The sequence below is a fragment of the Mesorhizobium sp. P160219 genome (genome assembly GCF_057786095.1).
Genome location: NZ_JBYNWG010000001.1, coordinates 3,476,402 through 3,491,801 on the forward strand (window position 1 = coordinate 3,476,402; position 15,400 = coordinate 3,491,801).

At 62.0% G+C, this 15,400-nt stretch carries 13 protein-coding genes; 10 read left to right on the top strand and 3 right to left on the bottom strand.

All coding sequences use genetic code 11. From position 1 onward, the window contains the following. Nucleotides 1-53 precede the first annotated feature (53 nt). From AC3EMP_RS16865 to AC3EMP_RS16890, 6 genes are all read left to right on the top strand, one after another. Nucleotides 54-1,703 (top strand): ABC transporter substrate-binding protein, encoded by a 1,650-nt coding sequence (locus tag AC3EMP_RS16865; RefSeq protein ID WP_488494636.1) that lies wholly within the window; start codon nt 54-56, stop codon nt 1,701-1,703. Nucleotides 1,704-1,795: 92 nt separating this feature from the next. Next, nucleotides 1,796-2,275, top strand: a complete 480-nt coding sequence (locus AC3EMP_RS16870) for a DUF3828 domain-containing protein (protein ID WP_023671589.1) — start codon at nt 1,796-1,798, stop codon at nt 2,273-2,275. A gap of 465 nt (nt 2,276-2,740) precedes the next feature. After that, the gene (locus AC3EMP_RS16875; RefSeq protein ID WP_050590409.1) at nt 2,741-3,658 is read left to right on the top strand and encodes a right-handed parallel beta-helix repeat-containing protein; all 918 of its coding nucleotides are present in this window, start codon (nt 2,741-2,743) and stop codon (nt 3,656-3,658) included. A 433-nt stretch (nt 3,659-4,091) separates the two neighbouring features. Next, a complete protein-coding gene (locus AC3EMP_RS16880; RefSeq protein WP_352710165.1) occupies nt 4,092-5,057 on the top strand; it encodes a right-handed parallel beta-helix repeat-containing protein in 966 nt (321 codons plus the stop codon). Nucleotides 5,058-5,217: 160 nt separating this feature from the next. Then, complete coding sequence (locus tag AC3EMP_RS16885; RefSeq protein WP_352710167.1) at nt 5,218-5,820, top strand: YqhG/Tai3 family protein; 603 nt, start codon at nt 5,218-5,220, stop codon at nt 5,818-5,820. Between the two features lie 28 nt (nt 5,821-5,848). Continuing rightward, complete coding sequence (locus AC3EMP_RS16890) at nt 5,849-6,718, top strand: alpha/beta hydrolase (RefSeq protein WP_352710169.1); 870 nt, start codon at nt 5,849-5,851, stop codon at nt 6,716-6,718. Nucleotides 6,719-6,725: 7 nt separating this feature from the next. Here the strand turns inward: AC3EMP_RS16890 and queF are convergent, their stop codons facing one another. After that, nucleotides 6,726-7,187, bottom strand: coding sequence for a preQ(1) synthase (gene queF, locus AC3EMP_RS16895; protein ID WP_023682931.1), 462 nt, complete (start codon nt 7,185-7,187; stop codon nt 6,726-6,728). Between the two features lie 140 nt (nt 7,188-7,327). On the opposite strand from queF, the gene AC3EMP_RS16900 reads away from it, so the two are divergent. After that, a complete protein-coding gene (locus tag AC3EMP_RS16900) occupies nt 7,328-9,373 on the top strand; it encodes an oxidoreductase (protein ID WP_023835128.1) in 2,046 nt (681 codons plus the stop codon). A 220-nt stretch (nt 9,374-9,593) separates the two neighbouring features. Here the strand turns inward: AC3EMP_RS16900 and AC3EMP_RS16905 are convergent, their stop codons facing one another. Next, complete coding sequence (locus AC3EMP_RS16905; RefSeq protein WP_352710170.1) at nt 9,594-10,001, bottom strand: hypothetical protein; 408 nt, start codon at nt 9,999-10,001, stop codon at nt 9,594-9,596. 192 nt (nt 10,002-10,193) lie between these two features. Here AC3EMP_RS16905 and AC3EMP_RS16910 point away from each other — a divergent pair, with 192 nt between their 5' ends. Further along, nucleotides 10,194-10,598, top strand: a complete 405-nt coding sequence (locus tag AC3EMP_RS16910) for a MarR family winged helix-turn-helix transcriptional regulator (RefSeq protein ID WP_023672921.1) — start codon at nt 10,194-10,196, stop codon at nt 10,596-10,598. 21 nt (nt 10,599-10,619) lie between these two features. On the opposite strand, the gene AC3EMP_RS16915 is transcribed toward AC3EMP_RS16910, so the two are convergent. Beyond that, nucleotides 10,620-12,686 carry a putative bifunctional diguanylate cyclase/phosphodiesterase gene (locus tag AC3EMP_RS16915; RefSeq protein WP_352710171.1) on the bottom strand — a complete coding sequence of 689 codons (2,067 nt, stop codon included), beginning with the start codon at nt 12,684-12,686 and terminating at the stop codon, nt 10,620-10,622. A gap of 310 nt (nt 12,687-12,996) precedes the next feature. Here AC3EMP_RS16915 and AC3EMP_RS16920 point away from each other — a divergent pair, with 310 nt between their 5' ends. Continuing rightward, nucleotides 12,997-14,184, top strand: coding sequence for a glycine C-acetyltransferase (locus tag AC3EMP_RS16920; protein WP_023829514.1), 1,188 nt, complete (start codon nt 12,997-12,999; stop codon nt 14,182-14,184). Between the two features lie 169 nt (nt 14,185-14,353). Then, nucleotides 14,354-15,388, top strand: a complete 1,035-nt coding sequence (gene tdh, locus AC3EMP_RS16925) for an L-threonine 3-dehydrogenase (RefSeq protein ID WP_352710174.1) — start codon at nt 14,354-14,356, stop codon at nt 15,386-15,388. Nucleotides 15,389-15,400: the final 12 nt, after the last annotated feature.

Genomic DNA, 15,400 nt, shown 5'->3' on the forward strand with positions numbered 1-15,400 from the left:
CGAATGAGTTGATAACGGGCGAAGACCCGATGGGAACCGCAAGGGAGAAAGACATGACACTTTTCAAAAGCAATGGCGATCGCGTGCCGACGGCCATCGAGGCGATGGCGCAAGAGACGCGTGCTGGCCGTATGGACCGGCGCGAGTTTCTTGCATTGGCAAGTGCGTTCGGCGCATCGACGGCGCTGGCCTACGGCATGATCGGCCTTGCCGCGCCGGGACAGGCTTTTGCCGAGGAGCCGAAGAAGGGCGGCACGCTGCACATATCGATGTCGGTCAAGGCACAAAAAGATCCGCGCACCTATGACTGGGTGGAACTGGCCAACATCTCGCGCTGCTGGCTGGAGCCGCTGGTCCGCTACACCAGGGAATTCACCTTCGAGCCAGTGCTGCTCGAAAGCTGGGACATCAATGACAACGCCACGGAATACACGTTGCATGTGCGCAAGGGCATCACCTGGAACAATGGCGATGCCTTCAACGCCGATGACGTGGTCTTCAATGTTACCCGCTGGTGCGAGAAGAAGGTCGCCGGCAACTCCATGGCCGCTCGCGTCGGCGGGCTGATCGACGAAAAGTCGGGCAAGGCCAGGGAAGGCGCGATCGCCAAGGTCGACGACAATACGGTCAAGCTGACGCTCAGCGCGCCCGACATTTCGCTGATCCCGAACCTCACCGATTATCCCGCGCTCGTCGTCCACCGCAATTTCGACGCCGAAGGCGCCGACCCGGTCAAGAAGCCGATCGGCACGGGCCCGTTCGAACTGGTCTCCTACGATGTTGGCCAGAAGGCGGTGGTCAAGCGTCGTGAAAACGGCAAGTGGTGGGGTGGTGAAGCGCCGCTCGACAGCGTCGAGTTCATCGACTACGGCACCGACTTCAACGCTTCGATCAACGCCTTCGAATCCGGCGAGATAGACCTCAATTTCGAGACGCCGGCCGACTTCATCGACATCCTGGATAAGATGGGGCTGGAGAAGTCCGAGGTTGCGACGGCAACCACGCTGGTTGCCCGCACGAACGTTACCCACAAGCCCTATGACGACCAGCGGGTGCGCAGCGCGCTGCAGATGGCGGTCGACAACAATGCGGTGCTGGAACTCGGCTATGCCGGGCGAGGGACGGTCGGTGAAAACCACCATGTCAGCCCTATCCATCCTGAATATTTCGCGCTGCCCAAGAAGACGCGCGACGCGGCCGGCGCCAAGAAGCTGATGGCGGACGCAGGGCAGGCCGATTTCGAGCACGAGCTGATCACCGTCGAGGACGATTGGCAGAAGAACACCGGCGACGCGATTGCGGGCCAGCTGCGCGACGCCGGCATCAAGGTGAAGCGCACGGTGCTGCCGGGCTCGACCTTCTGGAACGACTGGACGAAATATCCCTATTCGATGACCATCTGGTACATGCGCCCGCTTGGCGTCCAGGTGCTGGCGCTTGGTTATCGCACCGGCGAAGCCTGGAATGAATTGGCCTATTCCAACCCGGACTTCGACGCCAAGCTGAAGCAGGCGCTGTCGCTGATCGATGTGGAGAAGCGGCGTGAGGTGATGAAGGATGTCGAGCAGATCCTGCAGGATTCCGGCGTCATCATTCAACCCTTCTGGCAGAAGCTCTACAGCCACATGAACAAGAAGGTGAAGAACTACGGCGTCCACCAGACCTTCGAGATGGACCTGCAGAACGTCTGGCTTGATGGCTGAGACGGTGCAGCCGGGGCTTCATGAGCCGCAAAAAAACCGATATGCAGGATGTCTGGTATTGCACCTTGCCGCCAAACGTCCGGAGATCCTGCATGAAACCGATAGTGCTTGCCGCTGTCTTTTCGATTGCCTTGCCAGCGACGGTGCTGGCCGGGCCGGCTTCCAACGCCGTGAAGTTCTTTTATCTGCCCGAGGTGAAATTCGAGGGAGATGCAAAGTACCGCGACCGCTTCACCGAGCCGGTGACCAAGCTGTTCGATCTCAACGACCAGGCCACGAAGAACAAGCCCGACGAAGTCGCCTGCCTCGACTTCGATCCCGGCCTCGACGCGCAGGATTTCGACCAGAAGTCGATTGCCAAGACATTGAAGCTGGCCGAGACCGTCAATGGCGATACGGCCGAAGTCACCGCCACCTTCAGCCTTTTTGCGGAAGGCGATGATTCCAAACGCGAAATGCTGTGGTCGCTGAAGAAAATCGACGGCAAATGGAAGGTCGCCGACATTACCTCCAAGACCAGCAGCTGGACGCTGAGCGCGCTGGAATGCATGCCCGACAAAGCGCCGGAGTGATCCCGACGCGCTGTTCCGGCGTCGCGGCTCGCCAGCATATTGGCAGCATTCAGACATAATCGCCGCCGCCGGGTCCAGGCGAGGGTGTATTCGGCCCATGACAGCCGCAATTGTCGCGGCTTGCCGAATCGTGCAACGGTCAGCACCCTGGGTCAGTGATTGTTTTCATGCTGTAACGGCGGTCTCTCAGCGCGACAGCCATAAAATTGCTAAGCAAAATATCGTAACATCTTTTGTGATGGTCGCTATATTTTACGGCGATTCAGCATTATTTTGCGGTTGCAGAAAAGCCGGATCCAGAAACAGTTGCATCCGCACGGCCGGTCACATCAGTAGTTGCTTTTTTAGGGGTGGCGGGGTACGTTTCCTTGCTCGGCTGCAAGTATTAACTTGCTCAAAATTTGGAGGGTGGGGCATATGAAATCGATCACATATCTATTGTCATCAATTCTAGTTGCAATTGTAGTGGCTTGTCTTGCCACGCCGGCGTCCGCACAGGCGACCCGGACATGGGTTTCCGGTGTTGGCGACGACGCCAATCCGTGCAGCCGTACCGCACCTTGCAAGACCTTCGCCGGTGCGATCTCGAAAACCGCCGCCGGCGGCGAAATCAATTGCATCGATCCAGGCGGCTTCGGCGGGGTGACCATCACCAAATCCATGACGATCGCCTGCGAGGACGTTGAGGCGGGCGTGTTGAATGCGTCGGTGAATGGCATCATCGTCAACGCGTTGGCGACCGACATCATCGTTCTGCGCGGTCTCGATATCGACAGCGCGACGGCTGGGCCAGGTCTCAATGGAATCCGGTTTCTTGCCGGCGCCGCCTTGCATGTCGAGGATTGCGTCATTCGCGACAACACGGCTGCGGCGCCGAACGGCAACGGCATTTTGTTCGCACCGTCGGGCACAGCCGAACTTTATGTCAGCAACTCGTTCATCACCGGCAACAATGACGGCATTCATATCCAGCCGACCGCCGGCGGCGTTGCCAAGGTCATCATTGAGAACTCGACCATTGAGAACAACAACCTGGCCGGTGTGAAGGCTGACGGCACAAGCAACACGGGCGGCTCCAACACGACGATCGTGAACAGCAGCGTGTCGGGCAACACCAACGCCGGCATCAGCATATTCAATCCGGCTGGTGGGCCGGTGATCAGCATGATGGTCGACGGCGTTGCCGTCGCCAATAACGGCGTGGTCGGCGGGCTGCGTGTCGATGGCGCCAACGCAACCATCCGCGTCGGCCGCTCGACGATCTCCGGCAATGGCACCGGCACGGTCATCGTCAACGGCGGGTTGATCTCGTCCTACGGCACCAACCAGCTCAACGGCAACACTGCTGACGGCCCCAATCCGCCAACCATCGCGCTGAAATAGCTGCAGGGGTTAACTGTTGATAGCAACGCTTGGCGCGGCAACACCGCGCCAAGTGCATTTTATGGCTGGACGCGCAACCAGTTTGAATGACCGGGCGGGTCCCGGAGTACTGCCACCAGTCCTCTCTGTCGTTGTCGACTGCCAGTCCTGATGACATGATCTCGAGGCAGGACCACGCGAAGTAGGGCGTGGCTGACAGCCAGATTACAAGACGACCGAAATCGATGTCTTGCCAAGGGCGCCCGATTTGTCGGTCCGCTCCACCGGGCTGTCAGTGAGACCATCGCAATCTTCGCGGGGATCGCTTTTGCCGGCCGAGAAACAGAGCCGATTTCAGATTGAATTGTGGTATAGTTGCTCTTTTGGCTGTGGTGTGTTAGATTTCTATTGCATATCTGCGATAGTAGTTGTTTTCCATTGAGGGGGTGAGAAGATGAATAAAATTGTATACATGGTATCTTCTATTTTAGTCGCCATGGTGATGGCTTGTCTTGCCACGCCGGCGTCCGCGCAGGCGCCCCGGACGTGGGTTTCCGGCGTTGGCGACGACGTCAATCCGTGCAGCCGCACCGCACCTTGCAAGACTTTCGCCGGCGCGATCTCGAAAACGGCTGCCGGCGGCGAAATCAATTGCGTCGACCCGGGCGGCTTTGGCGCGGTGACGATCACCAAGTCGATAACGATCGCTTGCGAGGACGTCGAGGCAGGCATATCGAATGCGGGGACGCAAGTGACCATCAACGCGTTGGCGACCGACGTCGTCGTTCTGCGCGGTCTCGATATCGACACAGCGACGGCATCGCCTGGAATCAATGGCGTCCGCTTTCTCGTCGGCGCCGCCTTGCACATCGAGGATTGCGTCATTCGTGGCAACAGCTCTGCGGCGCCGAACGGCAACGGCATCCTGTTCGCACCGTCGGGCGCGTCCGAACTCTATATCACCAACAGCTTCATCACCGGCAACGGCGCGGACGGCGTTCATATCCAGCCGACCGCAGCCGGCGTTGCCAAGGTCATCATCGAGAACTCGACGATCGAGAACAACAACCTGGCCGGCGTGAAGGCTGACGGCACCAGCAACACGGGCGGCTCCAACACGACGATCGTGGATAGCAGCGTGTCGGGCAACACGAATGCCGGCATCAGCATCCTGAATCCGGTCGGCGGGCCTGCGATCAACATCATGGTTGACGGCGTTGCCGTGGCCAACAACGGAGCGGCAGGCGGCCTGCGTGCCGACGGCGCCAACGCGACCATCCGGGTCGGCAGATCGACGATCTCCGGTAATGCGACGGGCACGGCCATCGTTAATGGCGGTGCCATATCGTCCTATGGCACCAATCAGCTCAACGGCAACACGGCTGACGGTCCGAACCCGCCAACCATTGCGCAGAAATAGGTTTGCGGATTGCAGCGCTTCGCGCGGGAACCACCCGGGCGGAGCAAGCAATCGAGGGCTTGTTAGCTTCCTCAAAGTCTGCATCTTTGCCGCCAGGCGCCGATGACATGGCTGAACGTTTCGGCCGGTATGTGACTGATCGGGCCTGGAGTGATGCGTGATGGCCCATAGCCGTCTTCCGACTTTGTTGACTGTATGCCTGCTGGCAGGATTGAACACGGCTGCCGCTCAAGGGCTGCTCGGTCCGCCACCTGCAAATGCCCCGGCCGAGACAGTGCCGGGCGGCGCAGCACCGCCCGCAAATCCACCCGGGACAGCGGTGGAGCCGGCGACACCGCCGGTTGGGCGGCCGCCGGCCGAGCCGGCCGCGCCCGTCCTGGCGGGCTCGCCGACGGCTGTGGTCAAGCCGTTCTACGAACATCTCGGACTGGAGCTCGATCCGACCCAGCGCAAGAACTTCGTCGACCCGGCCAAGACCGTACTCGACAAGAGCGACGCGTTGCGCAAATCCGGGCAGGGCGAATGCCTCGACCCCAACATGGCGCTCGACAATGCCGATTACGACAAGCTTGCGATCGACAAGAGCCTGAAGAGCATCGAGGCCGTCAATGGTGACCAGGCCAAGGTGGTGGTCGCCTTCGTCGTCGAAGGCAACCAGCACCGGCTGGAGTGGAAGCTGAAGAAGGTCGACGGCGACTGGAAGATATCCGATCTGCTTTCGGTGACCGGTGAATGGGCGCTCAGCCAGTATCAGTGCGAATAAGCCGCCGATTGTTTCCGGGTGGTCGGCAATGAAGCTTCGCGTTTTGCTCGCGATCGCGTTGGTCGGGTTGGGCGCTGCCGGCTGCGGCCTCGACTGGCACATCGGCACGATGCTGATCGCCCGCGCGCCTTGGCAAGCTTTGGCGGCTCCCGGCGATTTGCCCGTCGAGCGCGTCGTGCTCGACCAGCCCGGCGCTCCTGATCTGGTCGGCTGGGCGGCTGATCGAAAGGGCAGCTGCGGCGCGGTCGTACTGCTGCATGGGCGCGGCGCCAACAGGCTGGCCCTGGTTCAAAGAGCGAAACTTTTGTTCGACGCCGGCTATTCCGTCGTCCTGTTCGACCTGTCCGGGCACGGCGAGAGCGGCGGTGCCATTCAAGGTTTCGGCTACACGGAAGCGCAGGACGCCGCCCGCATCATTGCCTATGCCAGGCAACGTTTTCCTGGCCAGAAGCTTGGCGCTGTCGGCTCGTCGCTAGGCGCCGCTGCTTTCGTCTTTGCGGCACAGCAAGCGCCCGCCGATGCCTATGTTCTGGAGCAGCTTTACGCGAGTTTGCGCGAGACCACGGCATGGCGCATGCCTTTCAACTTCTGGCGCGGTTTTCAGGCCGATGTGCTTTTGGCGCAGATGCCGCTTCGTCTGGGGTTGAGCGCCGACAATGTCAGGCCGGTCGATCGCCTCGGCCAGATCGGTGAACCGCTGATGCTGCTTGCGGGAAGCACCGATCCCTTCATCAATCGCAGCCAGGTGCAGGCGCCGCACAGCGCTGCTGCCGGCTCACAACTGGTCTGGTTCGAAGGAGCGGGCCATGTGGACCTGCTGCGGTATGACCAGCCGCGCTATCGCGATGCCGTCCTTCCCTTTCTGGCGACAAAGCTCTGCCGAGCCGCCTATGGCTGACGTCAGTTCAGCCACGGCCGCGATAGGGGGCAACGCCGGTGTCGGGCAACCAGGCGCCTTCGGGCGGAGCGCCGGTCTGCCAGAAGACATCGATCGGAATGCCGCCGCGCGGATACCAATAGCCGCCTATGCGCAACCACAGCGGCTTCGTTGCCGCCACAATGCGGCGGCCGATCATCACCGTGCAGTCTTCATGGAAAGCGCCATGGTTGCGAAACGAGGTCATGAACAGTTTGAGCGACTTCGATTCCACAAGGGTGGCATCGGGTGCGTAGTCGATGACGATATGAGCGAAATCCGGCTGTCCGGTTACCGGGCAGAGCGAGGTGAATTCCGGGCAGGTGAAGCGCACGATCGCCGGCGGTCCGTCGCCGCGCTGGAACGGCACGGTCTCCAGGACCGCGGTCTCCGGGCTCTGTGGCGTCTCGACGTGGGCGCCGAGCTGGGTGAGGGTTTTGGTATCGATCATCGTGGTTTTCCTGGGGATTTTCCGCGCTCATTAGCATCGGATCAAAAAGTGTGCAGCGATTTTCGGATAAATTCGATGCTCAAGACAAGAACTGGAGCAGCGCGCGCTGCTCCGACACAAACTGGAACGGCAGGAAGATGATGACCAGCAACGACCCGCTTCTCCAGCCTTACCAGCTCAAACACCTGACGCTGAAGAACAGGGTGATGTCGACCAGCCACGAGCCGGCCTATTCAGAGGACGGCATGCCGAAACAGCGCTACCGGCTCTACCACGCCGAAAAGGCCAAGGGCGGCATGGCGCTGACCATGACGGCGGGCTCGGCCATCGTCTCGCGCGACAGCCCGGCCGCCTTTGGCAATCTGCATGTCTATGACGACCGCATCGTGCCGTGGCTGGCCGAACTGGCGGACGCCTGCCACGAGCATGACTGCAAGGTGATGATCCAGATCACCCATCTTGGTCGCCGCACCGGCTGGAACAAGGCCGACTGGCTGCCGGTGCTGTCGGCCTCGCCGGTGCGTGAGCCGGCGCACCGCGCGTTCCCGAAAACCATCGAGGACTGGGACATCGAGCGCATCGTCGCCGACTATGCGTCCGCTGCGCAGCGCTGCCAGGCGGCCGGCCTCGACGGCATCGAGTTCGAATCGTACGGCCATCTGATGGACGGGTTCTGGTCGCCGGCCACAAACCATCGCGACGACGAGTTCGGCGGTTCGCTCGACAACCGGCTGCGCTTCACCGACATGGTGCTGGATGCCGTGCGGGCTGCCGTCGGTGAAAAGTTCATCGTCGGCATCCGCATGGTCGCCGATGAGGATTTTGACAAAGGCCTGTCAAAGGCGGAGGGCGTCGAGATCGCCAGACGGCTCGCCAATTCCGGCAAGGTCGATTTCCTGAACATCATCCGCGGCTCGATCGAAAGCGATGCGGCGCTCACCAAGGTTATCCCGGTGACCGGCATGCGCTCTTCGCCGCATCTCGATTTCGCCGGCGAGGTGAGGGCGGCAACAAAATTTCCGACCTTCCATGCGGCGCGGATTTCCGATGTCGCCACGGCGCGCCACGCCATCGCGACCGGCAAGCTCGATATGGTCGGCATGACCCGCGCCCATATCGCCGACCCGCACATCATCAAGAAGGTCATGGAAGGTCGCGAGCACGAGATCCGGCCTTGCGTCGGCGCCACCTATTGCCTCGATCGTATCTATGAAGGCGGTGAGGCGCTGTGCGTCCACAATGCCGCGACCGGCCGCGAGGCCGAGATTCCGCATATCATCCTGAAGACCGAAGGGCCCAGGCGGAACGTCGTTGTCGTTGGCGCTGGCGCTGGCGGGCTCGAGGCAGCTCGCGTGATGGCCGAACGCGGCCATCATGTCACGGTGCTTGAAGCCTCCGGTCAGGCCGGCGGCCAGGTTCGGCTGGCAACGCAGAACCCGCGCCGCAAGGAGTTGATCGGCATCATCGACTGGCGGCTGGCCGAACTCGACCGGCTCGGCGTCGGGATCCGCTACGATACATGGGCCGAGCAGGACGATGTGCTGGCGCTGTCGCCCGACGTGGTGGTGATCGCCACCGGCGGCCTGCCGCAGAACCCGCCGCTGACATCAGGCGACAATCTCGTCACGTCGAGCTGGGACATCATGGCCGGCAGCGTCAAGCCGGCGGAGAACGTGCTGCTCTTCGACGACAATGGCGGCCATCAGGGCATGGGCGCGGCGGAGCTGATCGCCAATGCCGGTTCGAAGCTGGAGCTGGTTTCGCCGGAGCGCTTCTTCGCCCCCGAAATGGGCGGCATGAACCACGTGCCCTATATGCGCGCCTTCCAGGAGAAGGGCGTCACCATCACCATCAACACCAGGCTGCGCTCGGTACGGCGCGAGGGCAACCAGCTGGTCGCCGAACTCGCGTCCGACTTTGCCGATGGCTGGCGTGGCGAAAGGCGGGTCGACCAGGTGGTGGTCGAGCACGGCACGGCGCCGCTCGACGATCTCTATCTCCAGCTGAAACCGCTGTCGAAGAATGGTGGCGCGGTCGATTACGAGCGGCTGGTCGGCGGCGGCGATATTTTTCCTTCACGCAACCCCGAAGGCGGCTTCGTGCTGTTGCGCATCGGCGATGCGGTCGCCTCGCGCAACATCCACGCCGCCATCTATGATGGCATCAGGTTCGGCTTGCGGGTTTGAGCCTACAAGCCGGCCTACGGCTTGTTCCAAAGCTCGATCTCACCCTTCCGGCGGGCGCATCCCGATCGATCAAAGTGATGGGTGGCGCGCAGCCAAACCTCTGTGCGGAGAGCCACCTTGCACATCCGTCCGAACTGCGCGCCGCGTACGCCACCAGCCGAGAGCCAGGCGACGCACGATGCGGAATGGTCTTCAACCGGGAGGCGACGTGCGGCAGGGCTCAAATCATCCTGGCGGTCGCCATGCAAAGCACGGTGAGCACCAGCAGCCAGGCGGCGATGCGCTCGCCGCGGGCCATTTTGGTGCGCAGCGCCGCTTCCGTTGCGGCGTCCGCGCCGGCAAGCTGCCGGCTGGTCTTGCGGACGACGACGCTGAGAACGCCGGCAGCGGCGAAGGCGGCCAGGATGCCTAGCGCCAGCACCATTTCCATCGAGCCGAAATAGGCGCCGTGGAAGAAATACCAGAGCAGGGCGCCGGTCACGAACACCATGCCGGCCGAGCCCATTTGCGGTCCGATAAAGCGCTCCGCCCTGATCTCGGGGTCGCGGACAAGCGTGATGGTGGTGCCGGCCCAGAACACACCGGCCATGACGTGAAGGCCGATAACGACGATGTAGACATATTGCATGACCGCTTCCTCCTTGCCCGCCGCCCGTCCTCGGATCCCTGTCGAATGCAGGATGATACGAACTCGGTAGATCGACACGCATAATAGTTAGATATCAAATTGTTCGATGTCAATGTATAATGCCGCGTTCCATCGCTCGGCGCCTTGTTCTACTGTCGGCGCATGACTCCCTTTGACCGTCCGCCAATCGGCATGAATCTCGCGCGCACCTCCAAGCTGGTGGCGCAGGCCTTTGACGCCGCTTTGGTCGAGGCCGGCGGCACGCTGCCGGTGTGGCTGACCTTGCTTTCGGTCAAGTCGAGCGAGCTTGCCAACCAGCGCGAACTTGCCGGCATGATCGGCATCCAGGGCGCCACGCTCACCCACCATCTCAACGCCATGGAGGCGCAAGGCTTGCTGACGCGCCGCCGCGATCCGGACAACCGCCGGGTTCATCTGGTCGAGCTGACGCAGGCGGGCGAAACGATGTTCCTGAAGCTGCGGGCGGCGGCTCTCATCTTCGACAAGCGGCTGCGCGCGGGATTGCCGGACGACAGGCTGGCGGAGTTCGCCGAGGTGCTGGCGGCATTGCGGGCGAATGTCGCGCCGGCCAAATAACCGGCACCGGTGGGCAATAGTCTAGGCTAAATTGCCCTGAAGCACCTTCAGCTTGGCTTTCTTCGGGCTGCGCGCCAGCAGCCATTCGCGCGCTTTGTCCTGCGGCATCGGGAAGGCGATGGAATAGCCCTGCACCTGGTCGCAGCCGATTGCCAACAGCGAATCGAGCTCGGCTTCGGTTTCCGCGCCCTCGGCGACGATCGAAATGCCGAGACCGCGCGCCAGCTCGGTGATGGCGCGCACGATCTTGGTGTTGTCGCCATTCTCGTTGATGTTCTGGACGAAGCGGCGGTCGATCTTCAGCCGGTCGATCTCGTTGGGATTGACGTGGCTGAGCGAGGCATAGCCGGTGCCGAAATCGTCGAGCTCAAGATGGACGCCAGCAGCGCGGATGTGGCGCAGCTTCGCCGCGATGCCCGTCTTCTCGTCGTCGAGAATGACGGATTCGACGATTTCCAGCGACAGTTTCTGCGGAGCAAGGCCGGCCTTTTCCAGCGTCGCGAACAGGAAGCGGTCGAAGTCGGGTTCGCGCAGCTCGGTGCCGGACACGTTGACGGCAAGCCGGCCGAAAGCGATGCCGGCGCGATCCCATTCGGCTGCTTGCTCGATCGCCTTGGTAAAGACGATGCGGCCGATCTCGGGCATGAAGCCGCATTTTTCGGCGACCGGAATGAACTCGCCCGGCGCAATCATGCCGCGCTCGGCATGCTTCCAGCGCACCAGCGCCTCGATGCCGCTGATGGCGCCGTTGCTCAGCGACACCTGCGGCTGGAAATAGACCTGGAAGGCGTTCTCCGAAATCGCGACCTTGATGTCGTGCTCGAGCTGCTTGCGGTAGTCTAGCTCGCGCCTGAGTTCCTCGGAGAAGAACGAGAAGCTGCCGCCGCCGAGCTTTTTGGCGGAATAGAGCGCGAGGTCGGCGTGGACGAGCAGATCCTCGGCATTGTCGGCGTCGATGGGATAGACGGCAATGCCGGCGCTGGCCCCTGGAAGGATGGTCGTGCCCTGGAAGGTAATCGGCTCGTTGATCTCCTCCAGGATGCGCCGGGCCAGCATGTTGATGTCCTCGGGGCCGCCGGCGCCATTGAGGATCATCACGAATTCGTCGCCGCCAAGGCGCGCGCAGAGATCCGACGCGCGGCAGGAATCGCGCATGCGCTGCGCGGTGACGACCAGAACATAGTCGCCGGCGGCGTGGCCGAGTGTGTCGTTGATCTGCTTGAACCGGTCGAGGTCGAGCTGGATCACCGCCAGCCTCTCACGCCGGCGATGCGCGCCCTTGATCAGCGTTTCGAAGTGATCGGTCAGGAAGGTGCGGTTGTGCAGGCCGGTCAGCCCGTCATGTACGGCGATGAAGGCCATCGAATTGCGGGCATCGACAAGCTCGTGCGTCTTGCGCAGGATCGCCTTCGACATCGGCCGGAAGATGAAAAGCGCCACCAGGACGATGACGCCGATGGTGGCGTAGAACAAGGTGCGATGGAGATCGAGGAGCTTTTCCGACCGCTCGTCTGCGAATGCGGCGATGCGTTGGCCGAGCGCGGCATAACCCGACAGCGTCGCATTGGCGACGGAAGCATCGAGATTGACGCGCTCGCCGCCGCCCTTGTAGGCGGCATTGCCGGAGAGCTGGGATTCGAAGGACGAGATCAGCCTTTCGCCATTGGCGACCAGCCCGACCGAGAAATAGTCGAGGTGGAACGGCTTGCCGTAAAGCACGCTCTCGATCGACTTTGGATCGGACAATGCCGGTGACAGTGGGTCGGCTCCCGTCTGTTTGAGCAGCAGGTCGTAGTTCGTCTCGAACTCGGCGGTCGCCTGTTTCAGCGCGGCAACCAGGGCCGGCTGCTTGTCACGCGCGGCGGAGCCGGTTGCGCTGGTCAAAAAGACAATACGCTGCGACAGCGCCTTCTGGGTGCTGACGATGTCGAGCAGAGTATGGTTGTGCTGTTGCGCCGCCATCATCTGCTGCAGCAGGATGAAGGAGGCCATCACCATGGCGGCGATGATCAGCAGCGCCAGCCAGTAGCCGCTCTTGATCAGCAGGATGAGTTTGCCCGAGACGGTTTGCGCCGGCTGCTGCGACATATTCTAGGTGACCCCTCGGTCGACGGATTTCTGCCACTGATTCGTGGCGAGAAGACCATTGGCTTGAAAGGGTTAACAGGTCTGGAAGCCGGCGGAACTGTTGCTTCGGCAGTAAACGAAAGCTGCCGAGATGGTTATCATGTTCTTTCGCGGCATAGCCGTATTCGCGTGCCTGCTACTCCAGCATGCGGGCCATGCGATCGGGTCGCGCCAGGGTTGAGCCCGCCGTGCCACCGAAACGGTCGCTTTTGCGATGGATTTTTAGTGCGCGTAGCGCGACAGTCGCGCCAATCTCAACAGGACCTGATCCATGAGCGCGGCATTCCTCTCCCATATCGACAACGAACTGCAAGGGCTGAAATCCGCCGGGCTCTACAAATCCGAGCGGGTGATCACCTCGACCCAGTCGGCTGAGATCGAAGTCGGCGGCGACAAGGTGCTGAATTTCTGCGCCAACAACTATCTCGGCCTCGCCGACAGCTCAGAATTGCGCGATGCAGCCAAAGGCGCGCTCGACCGCTACGGCTACGGCATGGCCTCGGTGCGCTTCATCTGCGGCACGCAGGAAGAGCACAAGCAGCTTGAATCAACGATTTCATCATTCCTCGGCATGGACGACACCATCCTCTACGGCTCCTGCTTCGACGCCAATGGCGGCCTGTTCGAAACGCTGCTCGGCGAGGAGGATGCGATCATCTCCGATGCGCTGAACCATGCCTCGATCATCGACGGCGTGCGGCTGTCGAAGGCCAAGCGTTTCCGCTATGCCAACAACGACATGGCCGACCTCGAAGCGCGGCTGAAAGAGGCGAAAGACTGCCGCTTCCGCCTGATCGCCACCGACGGCGTGTTCTCCATGGACGGCATCATCGCCAATCTGAAAGGCGTCTGCGACCTCGCGGAAAAATACGACGCCATGGTCATGGTCGATGACAGCCATGCCGTCGGCTTCGTCGGCAAAAACGGCCGCGGCTCGGCCGAGCATTGCGGCGTCGAGGGCAGGGTGGACATCATCACCGGCACGCTCGGCAAGGCGCTGGGCGGCGCGTCGGGCGGCTATACCTCGGGCAAAAGCCAGGTGGTCGACTGGCTGCGCCAGCGCTCGCGGCCCTATCTCTTCTCCAACACGCTGATGCCGGCGATCGCCGGCGCCTCGATCAAGGTTTTCGAGCTGATCCGAAATGGCGATGCGCTACGCGAGCGCCTCTATGCCAATGCGGCGCGGTTCAGGTCCGAGATGGGCAAGCTCGGCTTCACATTGGCCGGCGCCGATCACCCGATCATCCCGGTGATGCTGGGCGATGCCAGCCTGGCGCAGGAAATGGCGGCGCGCATGCTGAAGCGCGGCATCTATGTCATCGGCTTTTCCTTCCCGGTGGTGCCGAAAGGCCAGGCGCGCATCCGCACGCAGATGTCGGCGGCGCATTCCAGCGCCGACATCGACCGCGCCGTGGCGGCATTCGCCGCAGTCGGCAAGGAACTGGGCGTGATTGGCTGAGAGTTTTACCCTCCCCCTTTGTGGGGAGGGTCGACTTCCGACCGCTTGCGAAGCAAGCGGGCGGGAGGCGGGGTGGGGGTCTGCAGGGTCACGACCTCCGCCAGTTTTTGACCCCCACCCGGCCCTTCGGGCCACCCTCCCCACAAGGGGGAGGGTAAGGAGTTGTAGCATGTCGAACATGATGAAGGCGCTGGTGAAGGCCAAGGCCGAACCGGGCATCTGGATGGAAGAGGTGCCGGTGCCGGAGATCGGCCCCAACGACGTGCTGATCAAGGTCAAGAAGACGGCGATCTGCGGCACCGACGTCCACATCTACAATTGGGACCAGTGGGCGCAGAAGACCGTGCCGGTGCCGATGGTGACCGGCCATGAATTCGTCGGCACGGTGGCCGATTTCGGCGCTGCGGTCACCGAATACAAGGTCGGCCAGCGTGTCTCCGGCGAAGGTCACATCGTCTGCGGCCATTGCCGCAATTGCCGCGCCGGCAGGGGGCATCTCTGCCGTAACACGCTCGGCGTCGGCGTCAACCGCCCCGGCGCCTTCGGCGAATATCTGGCGATCCCGCAGCACAATGTCGTGCCGATCCCCGACGATGTGCCCGACGAGATCGCCGCGATCTTCGATCCCCTGGGCAATGCCGTCCACACCGCTCTGTCCTTCGACCTGGTCGGTGAAGACGTTCTGGTCACCGGCGCCGGGCCGATCGGCATCATGGGCGCGCTCGTTGCCCAATGTGTGGGGGCGCGAAAAGTCGTCATCACCGACATCAACCCGGTGCGGCTGGCGCTGGCCAAAAAGCTCGGCGTCCAGCATGTCGTCGATGCCTCGAAGGAAAAACTGCGCGACATTATGCCGGCGCTGGGCATGACCGAGGGTTTTGACGTCGGCCTCGAAATGTCGGGCGCCGCGCCCGCCTTTCGCGACATGATCGACACCATGAACAATGGCGGCAAGATCGCCATTCTGGGCATCGCGCCGACCGGCTTCGAAATCGACTGGAACAAGGTCATCTTCAAGATGCTGCACTTGAAGGGCATCTACGGCCGCGAAATGTTCGAGACCTGGTACAAGATGATCGCCCTGGTGCAGGGGCCGCTGGATGTGTCGGGTCTGATTACGCACCGCATTGGGATCGACGATTTCCAGACGGGGTTTGACGCGATGCGGAGCGGCAGTTCGGGCAAGGTGGTGATGGATTGGTGAGGCACGTGTGGG